The sequence below is a fragment of the Culturomica massiliensis genome, from assembly GCF_900091655.1.
Taxonomy (GTDB): domain Bacteria; phylum Bacteroidota; class Bacteroidia; order Bacteroidales; family Marinifilaceae; genus Culturomica; species Culturomica massiliensis.
This window is the reverse complement of sequence record NZ_LT594621.1, coordinates 3,659,331-3,679,820: the sequence shown is the minus strand read 5'-3', so window position 1 is coordinate 3,679,820 and position 20,490 is coordinate 3,659,331. Positions and strand designations below refer to the sequence as shown.

The window sequence follows — 20,490 nt, the reverse complement described above, 5'->3', positions numbered from 1 at the left end:
CCCGAAAAAATAAAACTCACCCCGGAAAATAACCCGGATATTCTTCCGGATATATTATCGGAAAAACGGATATATTGATTTTTTGTCTTTAAGTTTTTTCTTTACACGTTGATCAAGCCGGCTTAAAATATCTGCTCCCAATCGTAATAATTTCATTATAAACCGATCACACGTCAATACGTCTAACAAAAACCATGACAACATACTGATTTTCAATAAAATATTAAACAAAATCTATATAAACAAGATAAGAATGATATACCTTTTTAGATAACTTACTCACTTCTAAGCTTCCAATTTTTAGTTAAATTATATCAAAAAAGTGACATCATTTTTGCTTTTGGAAGATTACTTTTTTAGATTTGTAATAAACAGAATGGACTATATCATAAGTCAAAAACATTATACTTACATAAACGATCAGGATATACCCGTTTTTTAGAGAAAATAGCGTCTGATAATAGTTTAACCAAAGAACAAAAAACTTTTCTTGCGAAAAGTATATCGTATGGCTATTATATCAAAACAAGAATTAAGGAAATAACAGTAAATACAAGAGCGACAAAACAAGAGTGTCTCGATGCATTTAATAAAGCTGCCTTAAGAATAGTTAGAAATCTTGCAATCAGTGGACCTGGGTATTCTTACAGGTGGATTAGGAACAGTCGCAGCAGGCGTTGTAGCCTACATTTCGATTGATGAGGCAGAAAAGGATTATAACAATTGCATGAAAACAGCAAAATAGGATTGACAATCACTACTTATAAAACTAAGTTATGAAAATAAATTATTTAAATAAATGGGGAGGCTTCTTCTGGGGGCCTTCTCCTATAGCACAAACAATGCGTTATCGTATTTTCAGAGATTTGATAGTTTTTACATCGGCCATTGTTATTTGTTGCATAGCTCCCTGGGAATCGGCAGGAATAAAGGAAGATTATTATCTATTTTTAAAAAAGATGGCATTTGTTCTATTGGTTTTGTCCGTCATCCCAATCCTTACCGATATGATAATCGATATCAAAAAAAATATATTAAACATAGCGTCATTAAGCATAGCGATAAGTATAACAGGATTGGCATTTTTTGTCTTGTTTTTCAATTTTTAATTCTATAGGTAAGGACCGCAAGGACAATCCCTCTCTCCCTTTTAAAACTAAAGGTAAAACAGGCCACAGAAACACCGGAGTTAAAAGGCATTACAAAGGAGGATATCCATACCGATCTGTTTATCGCCGAACCGATAAAAATATAAAGCAGCAATTTATATTCATTTATTACTTTTTTCCTTATTTTTTAATCCCTGTAATTCGATTCTCCGGATATTAGCAGGCAAATTCGGTGTCGTAACCTAATCCGGCTAAAAACAAAAAAGAATATTCTCTCCAAAACCAAATATCGCTTTTTGTTCTATCAAATAAATATATATATATTTGTAAAATACGTCAGATTTTTACCTCAACATCATTTAGATGATCAAAAGAATATTTTTTCTTTTTTTTATTTTATATATCGGATGTACACCTTCGATAAATCCTCTTTCTTCCTTCGACACCATTGAACAAATCATGTCGTCAAAGCCCGACAGTGCTCTCAAACTGTTACAACTCATGACTAGAATCCCCGAAAACCGGGCCATAAAAGCTCGATACGCCCTTTTGTATACAGAAGCCCTGCATAAAAATCTGGTAAAAGTTACCTCTGACTCACTGATTGATATCGCCTTGGATTATTATCCTAAAACAAACGACTGGCAAAGAACAGCCAAAACCTATTTTTACAAAGGAAAAATCTATTCTACAAATAATGAATGGAAAAAAGCTTGTGAAAATTTACTACAAGCCGAGCAATTGGCTTTAAAAACAAATGACCAAAAATTATTAGGACTTATTTACAATGAGTTAGGTGAGATATACTGGTACCAGGATTATATAGAAGACGCATTTAAATATTACCAATTATCCTACAAATATTTTTTAAATGAAGCAGACTCTTTAAATGCCAATTACATCTTGGGATCTATTGCCGGATGTTATTTAGGAAAAAATAAATTAGACAGTGCGTATATTCATTACGACAAAGCTTTAAAATTTTTTAAAGAGGAGAGAGATACAAAAGAAATATCTTATCTTGAAAGTGCCTTATTATATGTATGCTTTCTAACTGAAAATACAAAACGTATTCACGAAATTTTCGCTAAAAATAAAAAAGATACTACAAATTCTTTCAATAGATATGTAATCTTAAGTGAATGCCATTATTATTTAAGACAATATGATTCTGCCCAATATTACTTAAAATTGGCTTTAGCAGATTCAACGGTGAAATTAAACAATATACAGAAACAAAGCATCTACTTACATCTATACCAAATCGAAGAAAAACGTTCAAATTACAAAGAAGCATTTCAATATGTCTTGGAATATTGTAATATAACGGACTGTCTATTTCAACAGGAACGCAGAGAAGCTGTTCTGAATACGGAAAAACAATTCAGAAACAAACTATTATCGAATCAAAACGAACAACTAAAGACAGAAGCACAGATACATTATCTACTATTGATAATACTGATTTTATTTCTGGCCTTATTGATCTGCTTAACTATTTATTGGATCAACCGCCATAAAAAGGCATTGAGGAAGAAAGAAAATGAGATAGAAGAATATCTGCAATTGGTGGAAAATCTGAAAGAACAACACAAATTTACGGAAAACCAATTTATATACCGATTAAATGAGAAAAACCGGGAACAACTGCAATTAAAAGAAGCGTTGGAAAAACGGCTGGCCATCATTAAGCAACTCACAGCTCTGTCCATTCAGTACAGAGGGAAAGCAAACCGGGATATCTTTTACACAAAGGTAAACGAATTGATGAAACTCCATACACTCACACAGGAAGTACTTCACAATCTATGTGATATCGTCAATATCAATTATCACGGTATTATCGACTTTCTTAAAAAACAATTTCCTCAACTTTCACAAGAGGATTTAGAGTGGTGCGCCTTTATCTGTTCCGATTTCTCGCCTCAGGAAATAAGTGTAATTTATAACGTAAGTGTCAATTATTTCTACGTAAAAAACAATCGGCTGAGCAGTAAAATGGATATCAACCAATCCCTTCCCTTGTATCTTAAAGAAATGGCAAAACAACTTTATCAGGAAAAGTTCGCTTGATAAACCGAAGTTCTTTTGATTGTCAGATAGCAACAAACAGTCCTCTGTTACAACTTGATAAGAAAATATTTTCACAACATACTGATCGTCAATATTTTGATTTTTAAATGATAAGAGTCTGAAAGTAGAAAAAGTACTTTGTACAGATTATATTTATTTACAACACTAAATCAAAATAAAATGAAAAAGATCATCGTATTTACAATTTTACTATGTATTGCTCTTTTTTCTAATGGCTGGGGGCAAGAACAAAAACAACCGATTACTGTTAATACTAAAACCATTAAAATACTCCCCAAAGGCAAACCTCGTTCCATTACTTTTAGTAAAGCATCAGCTACGCTAAATTTAAATACCCATAAAATCGAATTGGTATTCCAAAACTGTCACGGGCAGGCAACAGTAATTATCGAAAACAATACGCATCAGAATACAATCGTCCAAACGATCGATATTTCCATTTCACCAAATCAAATCGACATCTCTTCTTTGGCGGAAGAAGAGCGGTATCTATTAAAAATTCTAAACGGCCTCTATTACTGGGAAGGAGAATTCCAACGATAGTCAATTTTCAAACAGCTTCAAGTATGCAAACAAAAAGTTTAACTCTTTTAGGCAAAAATAATTTGAGTCACTTGCCATTCAGGATTTAAGGGAATAATAACCCATCCTCATCCGAAAATGGCAAAGATCTTATATATTCAGGAAAAAAGTCAAAAATACTATAACTCTAAAATATTATTTGTCATGAAAAGTAAGATTGTCGTATTAGTTGCATTCGTTTTTGGTGTTTTTGTAACCGCCAATTTAATATCTTGTCAAAAAGAGAAGACAACAACACCTGATATATCTTTTGATTATGAACAAATTGGAATAGAACATAACAAAGGATTAGATTATATTTTTGAATATCTTAAGGAAAAGAAAATCAATAAAAAATCTGCTTTGAGAAGTACTACCAATATTTTCGATTTAATTGAACAAGCAACATTATCTTTTGCTAAAACGTCGAAAATTCTCAGAAACGTAAATCATAAGGAACTTCCATTAACTTTCCAAAATTTTAATCGTGAAGTTTTAAAAAGTGCAGGAAATAATAACTTAACATATTTGATTAATTCTAAAATTAATTTAAATCCTTCACAAATCACTTTTTTAAATGAATTAGACAACGTAATATCCAATTTAGAAATAGGACTTGAATTAACAATAGAAAAAATAAAAAAGATAGAATTAGATATTATAAGTCAATGTTCCGTTGATGAAGCAAAAATTCTTCTTTCAGCAACTTCAGTAGCAAGATATTCATTAGAATATTGGACAGAAAATTATGAAAAATGGATAATTGAATTAGGTGGAATGGAAATAGGTGCAATGAATGAGTTAAAATCAATAAGTTCACGAGGGGGATGGGACTGGTTTTGTGATACTTTGAAAAGTATGGGAAAATCAGATGTTGTAGGAGGAGCAATTGGAGCTGGGGTTGGCGCTCTGGCAGGAGGTGTCGGTGCAGCGCCTGGAGCTGTTGCAGGTGCTTGTTATTCATCAGCAGGACGTGGAATTGTAGCGTTACTTGATCATTGGGAAGTTTGGTAATTTAATTGTTATGAAAAAGAAAATAAAAATATTTTTTATTCTTTGGGCTATATTCAGCGTCGGCCTTTTTTGGGGAGAATGGTTGTTAGATATCGTTTTTCATAGCAAGAGAGACATTCTGAAAATTGAGATTATGGAATCTGTCATCATTGGCTTTCTTGTCGCTTCATTTTGGATTATTGGAAGTAAATCCTTGCATAAATAATATGAAACCGGAATGAATCCTTAGGGATTATGATTTTGGAGGGAAACTCATATCTTTGCATTTTTTATAGCCATTTCATTATTATTTTTTGCGTGTAACACGGATGAAAAACTTTCATCTCAAACAGAAGATGTACTTCCTGAAAGCGGCATCCTTGAATTAACCAGACCGATTCAGGTCGGTCCGGAAGCCCGTTCCGTTTCCTATTCGTTAATAGCGAAATTTGATATGGAATCCGAGAAATTGATCAGCTATTCGGTTTCCCCGGAACTTCTGAAATCAATTAATATGAGTGCAGAAGAACTCGATAATTATCTGAAAGAAAAAATGGGAACAATCTACTATCTGGGAGACAATCCAGTAACCAGAGGCGAACATGCAAATTGTATCGAAATGTGTAAAGATAAATACACTGATAGCGACGGTAATAAAATAAAGGGACGTGGAGCATGTAAAGCTAATTGTTGGGTTGATACTATAGTGGAAGTACTTAAATCAATCGCACAAGTTGCATAATAAATTATCAGGAAGAAAGATGTGAAATATGTCTTTTTTCCTGATCATAAAATAAAAATTATGAAAAATATTGTTTTTTTTATTCTTTTTCTTTCCTCCGGTTTGTTCATGTCTTGCAGATCCGTCATATATGCTGTGTTCTTAAGAGGCAGAGCAGTTGAAGGCAAAGCAACTTTGATGGTTAATCATACGGAAGAAAGGGAGGTGATTCTGATTCCGATGATGCATACAGGCCGGCCGGCTTACTATCAGAAAGTAAAAAATTACCTGGATACGCTTAGGCACAGAGGATATGTCGTATATTACGAAGGACTAGGAACTGTGGACCCCAAGATGCTTCCGGACAGTTTACGACCGAAATACGACACCATACAACGTAAATTCAGAAGAGTAACCGGTATGCATCTGACAGGTTATGACCGCAAGGACAATCCCTCTCTCCCTTTTAAAACCAAGGGTAAACAGGTTACAGAAACACCGGAGTTAAAAGGCATTACAAAGGAGGATATCCACGCCGATCTGTTTATCGCCGAACTGATAAAAAGATATGAAGCGGCAAAGGGGAAAATCGTATTAACAGAGTATGATTTTCAGACCGGCCTACTGGAAAAATACAAACTCAGCCGACAGGAAAAGGAACAATACAACTCATTTTTTATGTTACAAGAACTTCGAAACGAATATGTGAGTGAGTTATACCGTACTTACCGACATCCCAAAGTCGCTATTGTTTATGGAGCAGGTCATTTTTGGTTTCTGTATGCAAAAATCAGAGATATGGGATTTGAAGAAGTAAAGAAAAAGAAATGAAAACCGGGAAGTAAAAACACGATAAAAATACCCTTATTGTATGCGAAGTACATATAAATTAAAAATAAAAAGTCAGCCTCGTTCCATTAAATTATTACTGAATCATGTAAAAGATAACTCTACATGAGAAAATCATTTTGGCATTCCGGAAAGCCTATTATCGTTTATGATATGGTGCATTAGCCAGGAATATGAGGGGTTACGAAGAAGTCAAAAACAGTAAAAATGAAACGAATATCGATTTACATATTATTAATTGGAAGTTTTTTCCTATTGCAGAGATGTAACAATACCCCGAACAGCACATCTTCCTATCTAAACAAATATTACGGTACTCAACTGAAATTACCGTCTAAAGCTTCCTGGCGCTTTCTCGATAAGGATACCATAATAGAACTGAAAAATAAGCCTAAACTTATCACTTATTACAATGCGGAAGGTTGTTTTTCATGTAGAATGAAAGAATTACAATCCTGGAAAATTTTAATTGAAGAAATTCGGGACAAATCGTTAGAAGTCGATTTTATTGCTATTTTTAAAGTAGATAAAGGGAACGAAGATTTTATTGCGAATTTACTTCGTAATGAATTTATTTATCCGCTATTATGTGACAACATCGGGGAATTTGAAAATGAAAACTCTATTCCGGAAAATAGCTTATACCACACCTTTTTGGTCGACACCAGCAATACGATCAAAATAATAGGGACACCGATATATAATCCTAAACTTTGGAATATTTATAAAAAGGAAATAACGAAAATGACCCCTAAAAACAAAGATATATCAAGGTCCCCAAAAATCACTGATTCTCCTTTCCTGAAAAGAATAAAAAAATCGCACAGAGAAGCGTCTCAATACCCCTCTGTGCGATAAACAGGATTCGAACATTACGCCGAATATGGGTAACAAATCCCCATACGGCGTTTTCCGTATTACTTTTTCCGTCCTTTAGAAGTCGCTTTTTTTGTAACTTCCTTGGTCCCGACGGTAAATTGTAACGAAGACAAATACTGTACGACAGCATATTTGGCTGCAGCTATCGTCTCGCGGTTCACCTTCTGGATCACACTGCCGCGGGCAACGTCTTCCGTCGTAATATATCCCTCCATCAATAGCAACTGCACAATCATATTGTTGATATTGGTCTCCTCACTATATCCTTCCGCTATATATAACTGATCCACTTTTTCGGCAAATTCACAGGCAAAATCACCGTAATTCGGCAAACTCATCAATTCTTCGAACGTTTCGCTGAAGCTGCTCAATTCGATATTCAGATTCGGATTTACCAGCAACGGACTGAACTCTTTCTTCGGATCGACAGGAACAAAATTCACCAAATTACTCATATCTACTTTTCGGGTAATATCGTCCATCCGCCGGTAATCGGCTTTCCGCATATTTTCCAACTGATAGATAAAGAAATTATAACGCCATAGTTCGGAACTGTTCATTTCCCCATGGAAAATAGGACGGTATTTTTCATTCAACAAGCGTTTTACCTTAATTTTGCCCTCATTGATTTCAGGACGTGTCACCCGTACCTCCTGAATCATCCGTTTCAGTTCCATAGCTGCTTTTTGCGGTCCGGTAATTTCCCGGCCTTTTTTACCGATTTCGGTAGAAAGTACCCCGCATTGAATATTCCGGGCCTTACCTTCCCCGTCTGCGCCCCCACGCATCACCCGTATCAGATTCATAACCGTTTCCAATTGTCCTTCCTCGGCAATAAACGGTTGTCCTCCCGGTGTACTGGCCAAAGAGTCAAAAATGGCACTGAACATTTTCCGGTCAACCGGCATTTCCCGGATCTCTCCGTCTCCATACGAAACCTCTGCCGGAAAACGGTTCTGGATCATATCGAACGCTACCGAACGTATGGTATAACATACCCCGTTCCGTTCAAACTGCTTACCGGTAAAAATCAGATTCACAACTTCCGTAATATCTATCTTATCCAGTAATTTATAAGAAGAAGCCAGATAATACTGCTTATTGCTATCGTCAAAAGCCCAATCCAGAATATCATCCAGATAATTACCGTGGCGGGCCATGACAGTGACAATATTCTTATCCGCCGTATAGCGTTTCAGCGTACGCTGGAAATTCGGTCCGTCCTGGCTGGTCGCTTTCTCTTTCCGTTCCCCGTGGGCATCGATATACAGTACAAAAGTCTCCGGATTATCTACCCGTGTAATACCGGCTTCATCCTTAGAATAATTACTGGCACTCAGCATGATATCGATTTTATAGGGCATCGTGATATCGCACATCCCGCTCACCGTGCTCCGGGAATTCAGGTCTTCGACATTACTGTCGGCACTGCTCTCGAACAGGTATTTGTAATATTTGATATAATCCGGGTCAAAATCCGTTGTCCGTGAGAAATCCCCGACTTCGGTTCCTATCCCGTACAAATTTCCTTCTGCATCCTGAAATTCATGGAACATATCACCGGCAATCAATTTCACCGAGCGTACTCCCTGTAAATTGTTCCGCAACCATTTCAATATAAAGGCGGCTATCATTTCCGATTTACCGACACCGCTGTCACCGTTGATTTCCACGACAAAAATACTACCGTCGTTCTCTTCAACAGCAAACAACGACCCGTGGCGCGGATTGCCGCCGATCTCTTTCATTTTCTCATTGATCACTGTCAGTCGCGGCTTCTTCACATCCCCGAAATAATCCACTTTTTGTTTCAATGGGGTAACGATCGTTTTGATGTTCCCGTTCGGTCCCTTGATATCAAAATAACCGATTTGCGGGAAAGAAATCAGTTTTTCCGGGGCACCCAGAAAACTGATCACATCCGGCACAAAATGACGTATATCTTTCAGACTGATATCCTCCGTATAATTCAACCGGTAATTATCTGTCAGGTATTTCATATACCCTTTCTGAAAAATCACCAGCTCTTTCACCATACCGTGTTTTACCACCTTACACCGGTAATCGTCCGAATCCATATTAGCGATAAAACGGGCCAAACGATCAGTAAAAAACGAAGAATCAGGACGTAAATCAAGCAACTTCAAATAATCGTTCGGTCCGGCTTCCTCCGTAAAATCCTTTTCCCTGGTCTCTGCCCGGTCTATCTTATGGAAAGGATACTCCCTTTTCTTGGCATCCGTGACGATACGGGTGTGTTCCTGTACCGGCTGTTCCGAAGAAATAACCCCGCATTTCTGCATCAATTCATTGATCCAACGAATTCGTCCGTCGTCATAGCTTTCCAGCACTTTATTTTCCATTTCGAACCCTTTGTAAATAGAGATACCGTGTTGTACCATCTCGTTCACGCTGGAGTTCTGTTTTCTGAAAGCCGTTTCTACCAAACGTACCATGATATGCGTATAGCGTTTGTAATAATCCGTTCCTTTGGTGCGCTTGATCATGCTGATATAAAACAACACCACCCGACGGCTGACCCGGTGAATCTCACTTTCAGCCACCTTGATGTCTTTCTTCCGCATAATATAATCGTTGATCTCATTCAATTGCGAAGGCATGATCTCGTTGATAAATTCCTCCCGGAACATCCGAAGCTCATTGTCATCACAGTTTTCGATCTTTTCACTGAAATATTTCAATTTCCCGATCACCAGATCGTAAAACGAATCGTCATTACGTAACAAATAAAGATACAATATCTTATCGGTCACTCCCAAGCTGGTATCATTGATCCCGGAAGAAATGGCATCCATGATATAACCGATCGTTTTCTGGGATAACAATGTCTCTTTAAACTCCGGCAATTCCCGTAATTTCCCGATAAACTCATCCACCCAGATATTCAGGTTCAGGTCTTTCAGCTTAATTCCGATCACCTCCTCAAAAGTTTCTCCGGCAACCTTGATAATTTCACTCCGGCTCGGTTCGAGACTTTCTTTCTCAAACGGCAAATTGAAATGAAGCAATATTTCCCGGATGTATTTTTTCAGAATCACATTGATACCTTCCAGTTTTGACTTATCGAGCTCCGGATTTCCGGTAGCATCGATAGCCAGAATCTTCACTTTACTGTCGGAAAAAAGAATATGCTCCATCTCGATCAAAATCTCCCGCATGATATTCTTTTCCATCGGATCGTCGAGTACATTGTGATTCGGCTGAAAAGTCCGTTTATTTGTAATGTATTTCAAAATAACGGCCTTGCTGTATTTCGAACTGACCGTATTAAAATCCAGATCGGCGATATCCGGTACTTTCTTATAAATCTGTGCCAACAAATTCTCGTATACTTTCGAAAAAGCAGCACTCCGGATAAATTCGAGCACATCCCGGCAGGAACCGATCTTATCACCATGCAATTCGATAACCGAATTCACCGAGCGGTCAATCGTCGTAATCGTAACCCCGCTTTTTTCCGGCGAAGCGTGATACAATGTCCGGATATCCCGGATCTGTAAAGAAGGCGCCTTGTCTTTCTCCGACTTACCGGACAACGGATAATCGGCAATGATCGCCTCTATTAATTCCTTATCTTTTTTATAACTAAAAATTTCGCCTAAAATTGTGTGACTTTCTATCTCTTTATAGACCGGATTTTCCCGTTTGGCTGCAAACATCAGCCAATATTTCAGGAAAATGGTAAAACCGTCCTCCAGCTCATTTTTAAATACCTTGATATTTTTTTCATTATCCGACAAAAATCCCCCCAAGGCAAAACGCACCACTCCCGTTGAATAGGGTACTGCTGCAATTCCTCTGTTCTGAGCCAGGTATTGACAAAAACAAAGCAAATCGGCATACGAAAAATGTCCGTCTACCCGGAAATTAAACAGATACGAACCGTCGGACGGCAAATAAGTTATTCCGCATTCCGGATATTTGGCCAAAGCCCGTTCTGCAGCCTCTTTCGCCCACTTCATCCGTTCCAGCGACTCTGTCCGGAAATTTTTATTCACCCGGAACCGGTTCAGATTTTTTACCAGCTTATTCTGGTAATATACAAAGAAAGGTTCGTTCTTATATTTAAAGTCATCCGGCAAAGACAAAATATCCAGCTTATCCAGAGATACCAATTCGTCCAATAAAAACAAATACAACGGGCTCCCCTCGAAACCGGCCGTCTTATGCAATTGCCGGTTAGCCCGGCTATTGGCATTCGCCTGTTCGGTACGCCCGATCTGGTCGTTAATGAATTTCACCAGGCTTTCCTTGATCTTATAACGGGAAGCGTTTTTCGGCAGCTCACTTTCCATCGTATCCTTGATTTTCTTCGCCACTTGAGCCACTTCCAGCAAATTGTTCAACATCAGCAACGAATTATTATTTCCATGCGAACTGGAATTGTGCTGACGCACAAAAGCCGCCACAGCATGTGCCTGCGGAGTAACCGCCAGTGCCCCCAAACGATCCCCTGTTGCCGATAAATTTTTGGTAGTCGACAAAGAAGAAACAGCCCGGATATTCCCCTGGGCATTGATATTATTAATAATATAACGGGAAATCGTCCGCCATTTCGGCATGTTGCTGTCCGTCACCTTCACACTATCCGCATAAGCTTCATCCAGAAACAAAGTGATCTTAGACGTATTCATCAAACGCAGAAATCCATTTAAAGCTTCCGTATTAAAATCCGTATAACCAGTCGGATTATTCGGATCGTTGATCAGAATCGTCGTATTCTCACAGAACAAATCCCACAAACTGCCGCTATCGTCGAACAAAGCCAACGTTGATTTAATGCGGAGCAACTTATCTGTCAAGCGCTCATACGCCAAACGGCCGTCTTCCAGGTTTTCAATCTCAATATCAAACGGATTGATATCGAAGGTATCTTCCGGCAATAAGTCCTTATATTCCCAGGCCTGAATAGCATTGTAAATGATATAAGGTTTCGGACGTCCGTTCGGATTGAATAACAGATCCCGGATAATCATCTGCACGGAATCAGATACCGATGTTTGTTCCAGATTCCCTAAAGCCGATAAGAAATTCTTTACAATATCCTGCTGACCGGAAGTCAATGCCCGGTACTTGTCCCGGATACCCAGATCGATTAAAAAATTATCGAAACGCCCCTTATTATTCGATTCATTATCTACTTTCGTAATATAAGCCTGGTATTTTTCAAGAAACAGATTGATCCCGAAATTTTTATGAAAATGATTTTTCAGAGTACGTTCATAATTGCTGGGAATAATATCCAAAATCAAACGACAGGCTTCCACCACCTTTTCGTTCAGCGTATGGAAAGGTTTTTGCAACAGATACTGTCCGTAGGTACGAATCTGATTTCGTCCTCCTCCTTCCAGTACACTCAAAACTTCGATATTGGCATTATCGGAATAGAAATACTGACGAATCCGGTTTTCGAATTCTTCGATCAATTCTTTCGTCTGAATCTGACGTTTTTCTTCCCGGTGACAATTCTCCAGAAAATAAATAAAATCCCGCAGTTTTTCCAAAGAATACTTATCCTGAACAATCTTACGGGAAAACATATCCAGTTTAAATACATTCAGACGTTTCAACGGATCCCCGCCCCTACCGACCTGCTCCGTCAATATCCGATCGATCTCCTTCTCATATTCTTTGATCTGCACCTCGATTTTTTCCCGGAACTCCGTCAAGTACAACGGATTTACATTTTCCAGAATCAAACGCAGATTCAATTGTGTATTTGCCGGAGAACCCAATTTCTTCGTATGTACCTTATTTAAAGTATTGATTATACCGTTATGAAAGCAAAATACCAACGAAGTATTAGAACTGCGCGATTCCCTGGAGTCGTCTACAATCACCAAACGGGTCAGCAAAGGAAACCATTTCTCTCCCGAATACAAATTTACACGCATGTGTTTCACTTTTACCACAAAAATAGAAGTCGTATCCACACACATCTGTTCGTATAAATCTTCTGCCGACGGATTTTCCAACACCTGTACACTGGCCTTGTTGAATACGTCTCCCCGGATCAGACTGACAGCCTTATCCGCATTTCCGGAAACGACGGTCCGGATCATTCCGTTCAATCCCTTAAAATTCACCGTCCACCGGGTACGATTCAGAAAATCGGCTACTTCGGCTTTTGTCGTATAATGAGTACTCTGGCTGATCATCTGCTCCAAAGTATCCATCAGATAATTCCAGTGCCCTTCATTCAAATCCCCCGTAACCCCGATCACATCCCGGTATTTCCGCAACTCACTGACCTGACCGCCCAACTGCATCTGCGAAATAAAATCGATATGACTGCTCTTTACCGGAGGCGTACCTACAGAAAAATCATGCGTATCTTTTATGTTCCGAAGCCACACCTTATATTCCGGAGAAACCGCTTCCGTATCCAGGAAACCGCTCAACTTCTTCGTAAACTCGGCACGACGCCCACTCAGTTCAAAAGCCTTCGAACTGGCATGCGGACAAAGCATCAAAGAAACATCCGTATATCCCGGTATATCCTCCCGGAATTTTAATAGATAGCGATTGATCTCCGCTTGCTGTGCTGCCGGATCATCCGGCTCCTCAAAACAAAGCTTGACAAAACTGGTCAGATTGTCATAAATATGACGCGGCAGAAAAATTTCCGCCCGTTCTCCGAGCGATTCATAAAGATTCAATAGCTGTTGAGCTTCACTGCTCAAAAATGCCCTGGGTTCTCCTTTGATGTACATACTCTATTGTTACAGGTTTCAAGTCACTATATAAAAAAAGCTCGCCTTTCAGCGAGCTTCCTGATTCAAATGTATCTTTCCGGTGATGTAAAAGAAGCCCGCAACGTAGTTCTACGTTTCATAAATCGATCTGCCAGCTTCATATTTCTGATCACCATAAATCCGAAATTTCATAATTACAGAATTCATCTTACGGTATTACAATGAATTCCAGGGACAATATTAAATATTAATTATCGGAAAAGAAAGCAATTAAGACATAAACGGGAAATCAATCCACGAAAACGTTTGTATTTTGTGTTTTTTATATACCGAAAATGAAATTCCCCAATTATACATGAACAATCATTCAATATTTATCCGAATCATATTAGTTAATCGACTTAAAAACCAAAAGAAAATACCGGAGACAAGTAGACTCAAATCACTGTATTTAAATATATTAAAAAACAATATTACCGGGATTCAGATTAAAAATATGATTTTTAACCATCAGAGCGGTTTAAACTTTATATAGAACAACCGTTCAAATATTTATAGAAAAATAGCATTCCATTCAATGGAATAATTCCTACAATTTACACCACAAAATAAGCCTGTCAAAAATGCTTTTGACAGGCTCTGCAACCAATTTTCAGATTCATTTGATTTACGATTTACGATTACGATTCCTCTTTTTGCAGGGAAAAGTCGTGTGTATCATCTAAAATCGTAAATCTAAAAATTAAAACTCCTTTTAAAAAGTATATCCGACAGAAACGGCAAAATTCCGATTTTTAATTTTCGTATCGTCCCACGAATCTTTATCGGCAATATTCGTCAATCCGAGATCATATTTTACACCGACATAAATGGCATTGAAACTGACACCGGTACCGAAACTCAATCCGAAGTCAAAACGTTTTAACCCAGCTTCATCCTCTCCGGTGCCGAAAGCATCTTCTCTTTCATCACCCTCTTCTCCTTCATATTTAAATTTTCCTCCGATTCCGTAAGCCAGATACGGTCCGGCATTTACATGCCATTTGATATTATCGGACAAAGAAAAGCGATAAGAAGCCAGGATCGGCAACTCCAGATAGCTCAGATTTACTTTCGTTTTGTAGCTATCGTCTTCTTTATTTTCAAATTTCACACCTTTATTAGCGTAATACAAACCGGGCTGAATATAAAAGTTTTCAGTCAGACCCCAATCCAAAAAAGCTCCGATGTGAAAACCGACTTTGGTTTTCTGATCGAAATCTCCATCCTTCATAACATCTTTCAAATCTTTACCGGCTGTCGTTAAATTTAATCCGGCTTTTACACCCCATTTGATTTCCTGAGCTTTCACGCCCACAACAAGTGCAGCAATTAAAACTGCCGATACAATCATTCTTTTCATATTCATTCTTTTTGTGCCCCAAAAGAGCTGATTAATACTAAAAACAAACCGGGAAGAGCAACCAAATCAAATAACACGTAAAAACGATCATTTTTATAGGGGACACCTTTTTCCAAAAAAAGAAAGAATAAAAAAAGTTAACAAATTGAATAAAAACTAATTGCATTTTTCTATCTTTGTCACAAAATCGGTGTGTGTTTATCTTAATTAAATGATCGTTTTTATCAATACACAATCATCTTATTATCAAATAAATATCCAAAAATACATGTAAAACAACCGATTTTATATCATAACAAAAAATTCCGTTTTTGAAATTAACAGCCCAATCTATGGGAGAAATTTATGTGTACGACACAAGGTACGTCCGGATAAAAAGATTTGTGTAGACCCGGATTATAAACTCAATCTGAAATTAAAATTCTTCCGCCGGCACTATGGTTGTAACCCTGCTCAATCGCAACCTCCACTAAGCCATAAGTTTTAATGTAGATTTACAATTCTTTTAGGGTTGGCTTGCGGGCTCAACCTAAAATCGTAAATCATAAATCGTAAATCTTTTAGGGTCGGCCTGTGCGTTTAATCGTAAATCTAAAATCGTAAATCTAAAATTCTTTTAGGTCGGCCTGTGGATTTAATCGTAAATCGTAAATCATAAATCGTAAATCTATATTTTATACCTATCCTTTTATCCTGTCCTTTTTTTTATTATTATTGCATAAGATAGACTGAACCTCGATATATCCCCGTAAACCGGGACCTGTATTCAGATGAAACTATCCAAGTTAAAAACCAGTCATATCCTTTCAAAATGGAAAAAATAATTGTTACGATCGGCCGGCAATTCGGGAGCGGAGGTCGGGAAATCGGGAAAAAATTAGCAGAAAAACTGAATATCTCATATTACGACAAAGAGTTATTACAATTGGCAGCCAAAGAAAGCGGTTTGTGTTCCGAACTTTTCGAAAAAGCCGACGAAAAAACATCAGGCGGCTTTTTGCAAGCCCTTGCGATGGGTTTTTCCATGAACGGAGCCATATATCAACCCAACGACTATTTCACGGATGCGACTTTATTTCAGGTACAATCGGACGTTATCCGTAAATTAGCCACAGAAAAATCCTGTATCATTGTCGGGCGGTGTGCCGATTATATTTTACAGGATGAAAAAAACTGTACGAACGTTTTTATACATTCCAACATGCAGGACAGAGCCGAACGGGTAAAAAAATCTTTAAACCTTCCGGAAAAAGAAGCTTTGGAACTCATTCGTAAAACAGATAAAAACCGCTCCAGCTATTACAATTATTATACAGACAAAACCTGGGGAGCAGCCTCATCCTATCATCTAAGCATCGATTCGTCGATATTGGGGACGGATAAAACAACAGAGCTTATCGAGTTCTTTATCCGCCAGAGAATAAAATAACCAGTCGGACAATACATGCATAACGGGAAAAAATGTTCAGCGCTTCTGCTTATTGCTTTTATAATAGCAATAGGAATGGTCCGTTTCTTCCCCGCCGCAGGAGAGTTTTATGCCCGTCATATCTATCCGGGTATTACTACTGTCCTATCGGCCTTTTCTTCTGTTTTTCCATTTTCAGTCGGAGACTTATTCATCCTGTCAGCTTCTCTGTTCTTACTCATTTATTTTCTCCGTATTCTTATCCGGAAAAAGAGCCGGAAGGAAAGAATTTTCAATTTATTGCTGATACTGGGTTGGATTTACGTATGGTTCTATCTGGCCTGGGGTTTGAACTATTTCCGGGAAAATTTTTATGCACGCACGGGTATAACTCCGGTTTCTTATACCGAAGAAGAATTCCGCCACTTTTTAACCGATTACGTAGAAAAATTAAACAACAGCTACACCGTAACCCATTCTCCCGATTCCCTCCCGGTAGCTGAAGAAATACAAAAAGGATATGCCCGTCTTGAAAAAGAATTCGGTCTGATTCACCCACCGGCCCATTTAAAAGCCAAAACCATGCTAATCAGCCCGCTATTATCTAAAGTTGGTGTTACCGGTTATATGGGACCTTTCTTCTGTGAATTCAATTTAAACCGGGAATTACGGCTGGAAGAATACCCCGGTGTATTTGCTCATGAAACAGCCCACCGATTAGGTATCTCGAGTGAAGCCGAAGCAAATTTCTACGCCTGGTTGATATGCAACCGGTCTGAATCAGCGGCCATACGTTATAGCGGTAACTTTATACTTTTGGGGTATGTGCTTCAAAATGCCAACCGTTTGCTTTCCGAAGACGAATTCAAACAATTCACCACCTCCATCCGTCCTGAAATTATCGGGCAATACAAAGCCTATTTAAAATACTGGCGCAATAAATACAGTCCGGGCATCGGAAAAATTCAAAACTATATTTACAACCTGTTTCTGAAAAGCAATCAGATAGCTTCCGGGACAAAAAATTATTCAGAAGTAATCGGGATCATTATTTCCTGGGAGAAAGCATCCGGACACGCTGCAAATTAAAGTACGCCTTCATTTTTAGATTACAGTTAAAACTTCAAATTGCAAAAGTGTTCCGCCAGACTCTGCATATCCGGAAAAAGTAAATTCGCGCCGGCCCTCCGCAACTGCTCGTCAGGAATCGGTCCCGTATTGACGGCAACCGTAAAAATTCTCGCAACCACACCGGCTCTTACCCCCAAAGGTGCATTCTCAACGACCATTGCCTCGAAAGGCTTTACTCCGGCTTTTTCCAAACCTTTCAAATAAGGCTCCGGATCAGGCTTACCGCGTTGCACATCAAAAGCCGTCACCATACGTTCCGGCGCAAATACACCGGGATACACCCGGTTTAACCGATCCAATAAGGAACGCTGACCGGAACCTGTCACCAATACCGGAATCAATCCTCTCCTTACAACTTCCGTTAACATCTCTTTTGCTCCGGGCATCGGTTCGGCTTCTCCCAGCTCGTTAAAGCGGCGGCTTTTCTCGCCATAAATATACTCAACCTCGTGATCGGTTGCATCTCTTCCATAAGTCCGTTGATAGATATGATCGATTGTCCCCTTACCCGTCGCTCCTTCATACTGATAAAACTCCTCCCGCACACAGGGAATTCCCATCCCGGAAATCGTCTCATACCATGCCAGCGTATGATTCTTCATCGAATCGAAAAGTACGCCGTCCATATCAAAAAGTACCGCTTTCAACGCCGCATGCTCAATGTGGCAGCGACCTAAAAAACGCATATATGCTGATTCTATATCATACATTATTTTATCCGATTATATTCGACATATAAATTGTAAATCGCTTGACAAAGGAATTCGTCATCGGATTTATTTAATCTAAAATCATAAATCGTAAATTCTATTTTAAGCTAATTTGTGTATCCAATCTAAAATCGTAAATCATAAATCGTAAATCTTTTAAGGCCGCGCTGTGGGCCCAATCTAAAATCTAAAATCGTAAATCTAAAATTTATATGTATTGTTTCATTCCGGCAAAAGGATTAAAATCATCCGAATAATTAAAACGTGTAACATTGGTCAGATCCTGACCAGACAGCCACTCCAACACCCCGACCTGCAATCCCGAACAATCAACTATCGAGGGTACCAAATGATCTTCGTAGCAACGAACAACCATATCCGTCTGTATCTCATAATTCCGGAAAGAAGAAGAAACCGCTATAGAGTAACTCTCTTCCCCGGTCTGTATCTTCAACATACGCTCGTCAAAATCCATAAAAACAACTCCATTTTCAAACCTCACCTCACAATAGCGTTTCCGGAAAAGATCATTTATAAATTTTCCGACCAGTAATGTAAAACAATAGCCGTTCGTCTTCCCCTTACAACCTATAAATGTTTCGGTTTTTATATCTTCATATACGCCTAAACTCCATTTCACATCCGTCCATACAGCCTCTTCTCCCGATATAATCCGATTAATCAATGCAGGGTGGATAAATGTCTCGAATAATTGCCCACCCGTTGCCGAATCGTTCGCCCAGTCCCGGGCATCCTTACCTTCCACCAAAAATATCCCGACGTCCTTGATCTTCCCCAGTCGCTCCCTGATTTCAGCCAACATCTTTTTATTCAATAATTCCGGAAAGGTCAGGTATTTCTCATAAAAAGACAACGGATTGAAAAAATAAGTCAAAGGCAGTGCTTTCTCCTGCACATAATAACTCAATGAAAAGATTTTATTCCAAATAGAAGGAATAGCCATTAACTTTTTCAACAAGGGAATCTCATATTTTACAGAAGTCAAAGGCTTCTCCAACACGATAAACATATTATCGTTCATAAAACTTTCCAAATACGGAAGATGCTTATACGAAGGTGTTGCTATCCACAAAATTTCAGAATCCCGGGCCGTCGCAGCAATCTCAAAATCATCCTCAAACAATCTCAAGCCCGATTTTACGGTCGTAAAGAAATCAGGATTTACCGGAGTATTTTTTTTGTGAAAAATAACGATATCCCGATAAGGACAAAGCCTCTGAAGTGCCGGATAAAGCCGTTTACAGACAACATCTCCGGCGCCGATAATCGTCATAAAATGGCTTCTCTTTTCGGTCTTGACTGATTCCGACGGTAAGGTCGATATCACCACACTGATAATAATCGCAATATAAAGCACACTCAGAATCGTTACATAAAAAGGGAAATCTGCAGACGGGAAATTACCGGCCAAAGCCTGAAGAGTTATATTGAGATCGGCATTTTCTATTAAGGATATGGCTTTGGCTTGTGAAAAAAATACAACCGGAATCAGTACAAAATACTCCATCTGATGGCATATCGAATATTTTTCTTCATAAAATCTCCGGAATACATTATAATACAACAACCAAACCGACGATTCGATCAAATAATAAAACAAAATATACTTATTCCGGAAAACAAAAAAAATCCCTAAAGCAAAAAAGATAAAATAAAGTTCAACCAGCAACACCGGGATATTTATTCTTTTACTCCCTTTATCCAAAGAAAACTGCTTGATACAAAAAGCAATTTTCCGATAAATATATTTGATGATCTGCAATAAAGAAAACAAACGTATGATCCATAAAAGATGGAAAAGAGTAAATGACAATACCGACACCGAATCTTTCCAAACCCAGGCGTTTTTACTGGGAAAAGTCGATATCCCGCTGATTATTTTTTTTAAAGACATAA

At 38.3% G+C, this 20,490-nt stretch carries 14 protein-coding genes; 10 read left to right on the top strand and 4 right to left on the bottom strand.

The window, feature by feature from the left end:
• The first annotated feature begins 776 nt into the window (after window positions 1-776).
• From BN8908_RS16295 to BN8908_RS16260, 8 genes are all read left to right on the top strand, one after another.
• Window positions 777-1,109 (top strand): hypothetical protein, encoded by a 333-nt coding sequence (locus BN8908_RS16295; RefSeq protein WP_021989132.1) that lies wholly within the window; start codon window positions 777-779, stop codon window positions 1,107-1,109.
• A gap of 501 nt (window positions 1,110-1,610) precedes the next feature.
• On the top strand, window positions 1,611-3,182 hold the full coding sequence (locus BN8908_RS16290; RefSeq protein ID WP_222860031.1) for a tetratricopeptide repeat protein: 1,572 nt from the start codon (window positions 1,611-1,613) through the stop codon (window positions 3,180-3,182).
• A 180-nt stretch (window positions 3,183-3,362) separates the two neighbouring features.
• Window positions 3,363-3,746: a DUF3244 domain-containing protein gene (locus BN8908_RS16285; RefSeq protein ID WP_021989134.1), complete on the top strand. Its 384-nt coding sequence runs from the start codon at window positions 3,363-3,365 to the stop codon at window positions 3,744-3,746.
• Between the two features lie 183 nt (window positions 3,747-3,929).
• Window positions 3,930-4,778, top strand: coding sequence for a DUF6861 domain-containing protein (locus BN8908_RS16280; protein ID WP_021989135.1), 849 nt, complete (start codon window positions 3,930-3,932; stop codon window positions 4,776-4,778).
• Window positions 4,779-4,788: 10 nt separating this feature from the next.
• Window positions 4,789-4,983, top strand: a complete 195-nt coding sequence (locus tag BN8908_RS16275) for a hypothetical protein (RefSeq protein ID WP_021989136.1) — start codon at window positions 4,789-4,791, stop codon at window positions 4,981-4,983.
• A gap of 288 nt (window positions 4,984-5,271) precedes the next feature.
• Window positions 5,272-5,499, top strand: coding sequence for a hypothetical protein (locus BN8908_RS16270; RefSeq protein WP_068691671.1), 228 nt, complete (start codon window positions 5,272-5,274; stop codon window positions 5,497-5,499).
• Between the two features lie 60 nt (window positions 5,500-5,559).
• Window positions 5,560-6,309, top strand: a complete 750-nt coding sequence (locus tag BN8908_RS16265) for a hypothetical protein (protein WP_021989138.1) — start codon at window positions 5,560-5,562, stop codon at window positions 6,307-6,309.
• 225 nt (window positions 6,310-6,534) lie between these two features.
• On the top strand, window positions 6,535-7,185 hold the full coding sequence (locus tag BN8908_RS16260) for a hypothetical protein (RefSeq protein WP_021989139.1): 651 nt from the start codon (window positions 6,535-6,537) through the stop codon (window positions 7,183-7,185).
• A 59-nt stretch (window positions 7,186-7,244) separates the two neighbouring features.
• Here the strand turns inward: BN8908_RS16260 and BN8908_RS16255 are convergent, their stop codons facing one another.
• Complete coding sequence (locus BN8908_RS16255) at window positions 7,245-13,940, bottom strand: aminotransferase class I/II-fold pyridoxal phosphate-dependent enzyme (protein ID WP_068691669.1); 6,696 nt, start codon at window positions 13,938-13,940, stop codon at window positions 7,245-7,247.
• A gap of 736 nt (window positions 13,941-14,676) precedes the next feature.
• Entirely contained in the window at window positions 14,677-15,324 is a 648-nt protein-coding gene (locus BN8908_RS16245) for a porin family protein (RefSeq protein ID WP_161945891.1), read from the bottom strand.
• An 811-nt stretch (window positions 15,325-16,135) separates the two neighbouring features.
• Between BN8908_RS16245 and BN8908_RS16240 the strand changes: the two genes are divergently transcribed.
• Together BN8908_RS16240 and BN8908_RS16235 are read left to right on the top strand one after the other, a co-directional pair.
• Window positions 16,136-16,753 carry a cytidylate kinase-like family protein gene (locus tag BN8908_RS16240; protein WP_068691663.1) on the top strand — a complete coding sequence of 206 codons (618 nt, stop codon included), beginning with the start codon at window positions 16,136-16,138 and terminating at the stop codon, window positions 16,751-16,753.
• 75 nt (window positions 16,754-16,828) lie between these two features.
• Window positions 16,829-17,821 carry a DUF3810 domain-containing protein gene (locus BN8908_RS16235; RefSeq protein WP_235837454.1) on the top strand — a complete coding sequence of 331 codons (993 nt, stop codon included), beginning with the start codon at window positions 16,829-16,831 and terminating at the stop codon, window positions 17,819-17,821.
• A gap of 26 nt (window positions 17,822-17,847) precedes the next feature.
• On the opposite strand, the gene BN8908_RS16230 is transcribed toward BN8908_RS16235, so the two are convergent.
• Window positions 17,848-18,573 carry an inorganic diphosphatase gene (locus BN8908_RS16230; protein WP_068691659.1) on the bottom strand — a complete coding sequence of 242 codons (726 nt, stop codon included), beginning with the start codon at window positions 18,571-18,573 and terminating at the stop codon, window positions 17,848-17,850.
• A gap of 208 nt (window positions 18,574-18,781) precedes the next feature.
• Entirely contained in the window at window positions 18,782-20,488 is a 1,707-nt protein-coding gene (locus tag BN8908_RS16225; RefSeq protein WP_021989145.1) for a hypothetical protein, read from the bottom strand.
• Between the last annotated feature and the right edge of the window lie 2 nt (window positions 20,489-20,490).

What these genes read in the sequence shown, in the direction of transcription:
- BN8908_RS16295 (WP_021989132.1), top strand. Translation starts at nt 777, where the DNA reads ATGAAAATAAATTATTTAAATAAATGGGGAGGCTTCTTCTGGGGGCCT.
- BN8908_RS16290 (WP_222860031.1), top strand. Translation starts at nt 1,611, where the DNA reads ATGACTAGAATCCCCGAAAACCGGGCCATAAAAGCTCGATACGCCCTT.
- BN8908_RS16285 (WP_021989134.1), top strand. Translation starts at nt 3,363, where the DNA reads ATGAAAAAGATCATCGTATTTACAATTTTACTATGTATTGCTCTTTTT.
- BN8908_RS16280 (WP_021989135.1), top strand. Translation starts at nt 3,930, where the DNA reads ATGAAAAGTAAGATTGTCGTATTAGTTGCATTCGTTTTTGGTGTTTTT.
- BN8908_RS16275 (WP_021989136.1), top strand. Translation starts at nt 4,789, where the DNA reads ATGAAAAAGAAAATAAAAATATTTTTTATTCTTTGGGCTATATTCAGC.
- BN8908_RS16270 (WP_068691671.1), top strand. Translation starts at nt 5,272, where the DNA reads ATGAGTGCAGAAGAACTCGATAATTATCTGAAAGAAAAAATGGGAACA.
- BN8908_RS16265 (WP_021989138.1), top strand. Translation starts at nt 5,560, where the DNA reads ATGAAAAATATTGTTTTTTTTATTCTTTTTCTTTCCTCCGGTTTGTTC.
- BN8908_RS16260 (WP_021989139.1), top strand. Translation starts at nt 6,535, where the DNA reads ATGAAACGAATATCGATTTACATATTATTAATTGGAAGTTTTTTCCTA.
- BN8908_RS16255 (WP_068691669.1), bottom strand. Translation starts at nt 13,940, where the DNA reads ATGTACATCAAAGGAGAACCCAGGGCATTTTTGAGCAGTGAAGCTCAA.
- BN8908_RS16245 (WP_161945891.1), bottom strand. Translation starts at nt 15,324, where the DNA reads ATGAAAAGAATGATTGTATCGGCAGTTTTAATTGCTGCACTTGTTGTG.
- BN8908_RS16240 (WP_068691663.1), top strand. Translation starts at nt 16,136, where the DNA reads ATGGAAAAAATAATTGTTACGATCGGCCGGCAATTCGGGAGCGGAGGT.
- BN8908_RS16235 (WP_235837454.1), top strand. Translation starts at nt 16,829, where the DNA reads ATGGTCCGTTTCTTCCCCGCCGCAGGAGAGTTTTATGCCCGTCATATC.
- BN8908_RS16230 (WP_068691659.1), bottom strand. Translation starts at nt 18,573, where the DNA reads ATGTATGATATAGAATCAGCATATATGCGTTTTTTAGGTCGCTGCCAC.
- BN8908_RS16225 (WP_021989145.1), bottom strand. Translation starts at nt 20,488, where the DNA reads ATGTCTTTAAAAAAAATAATCAGCGGGATATCGACTTTTCCCAGTAAA.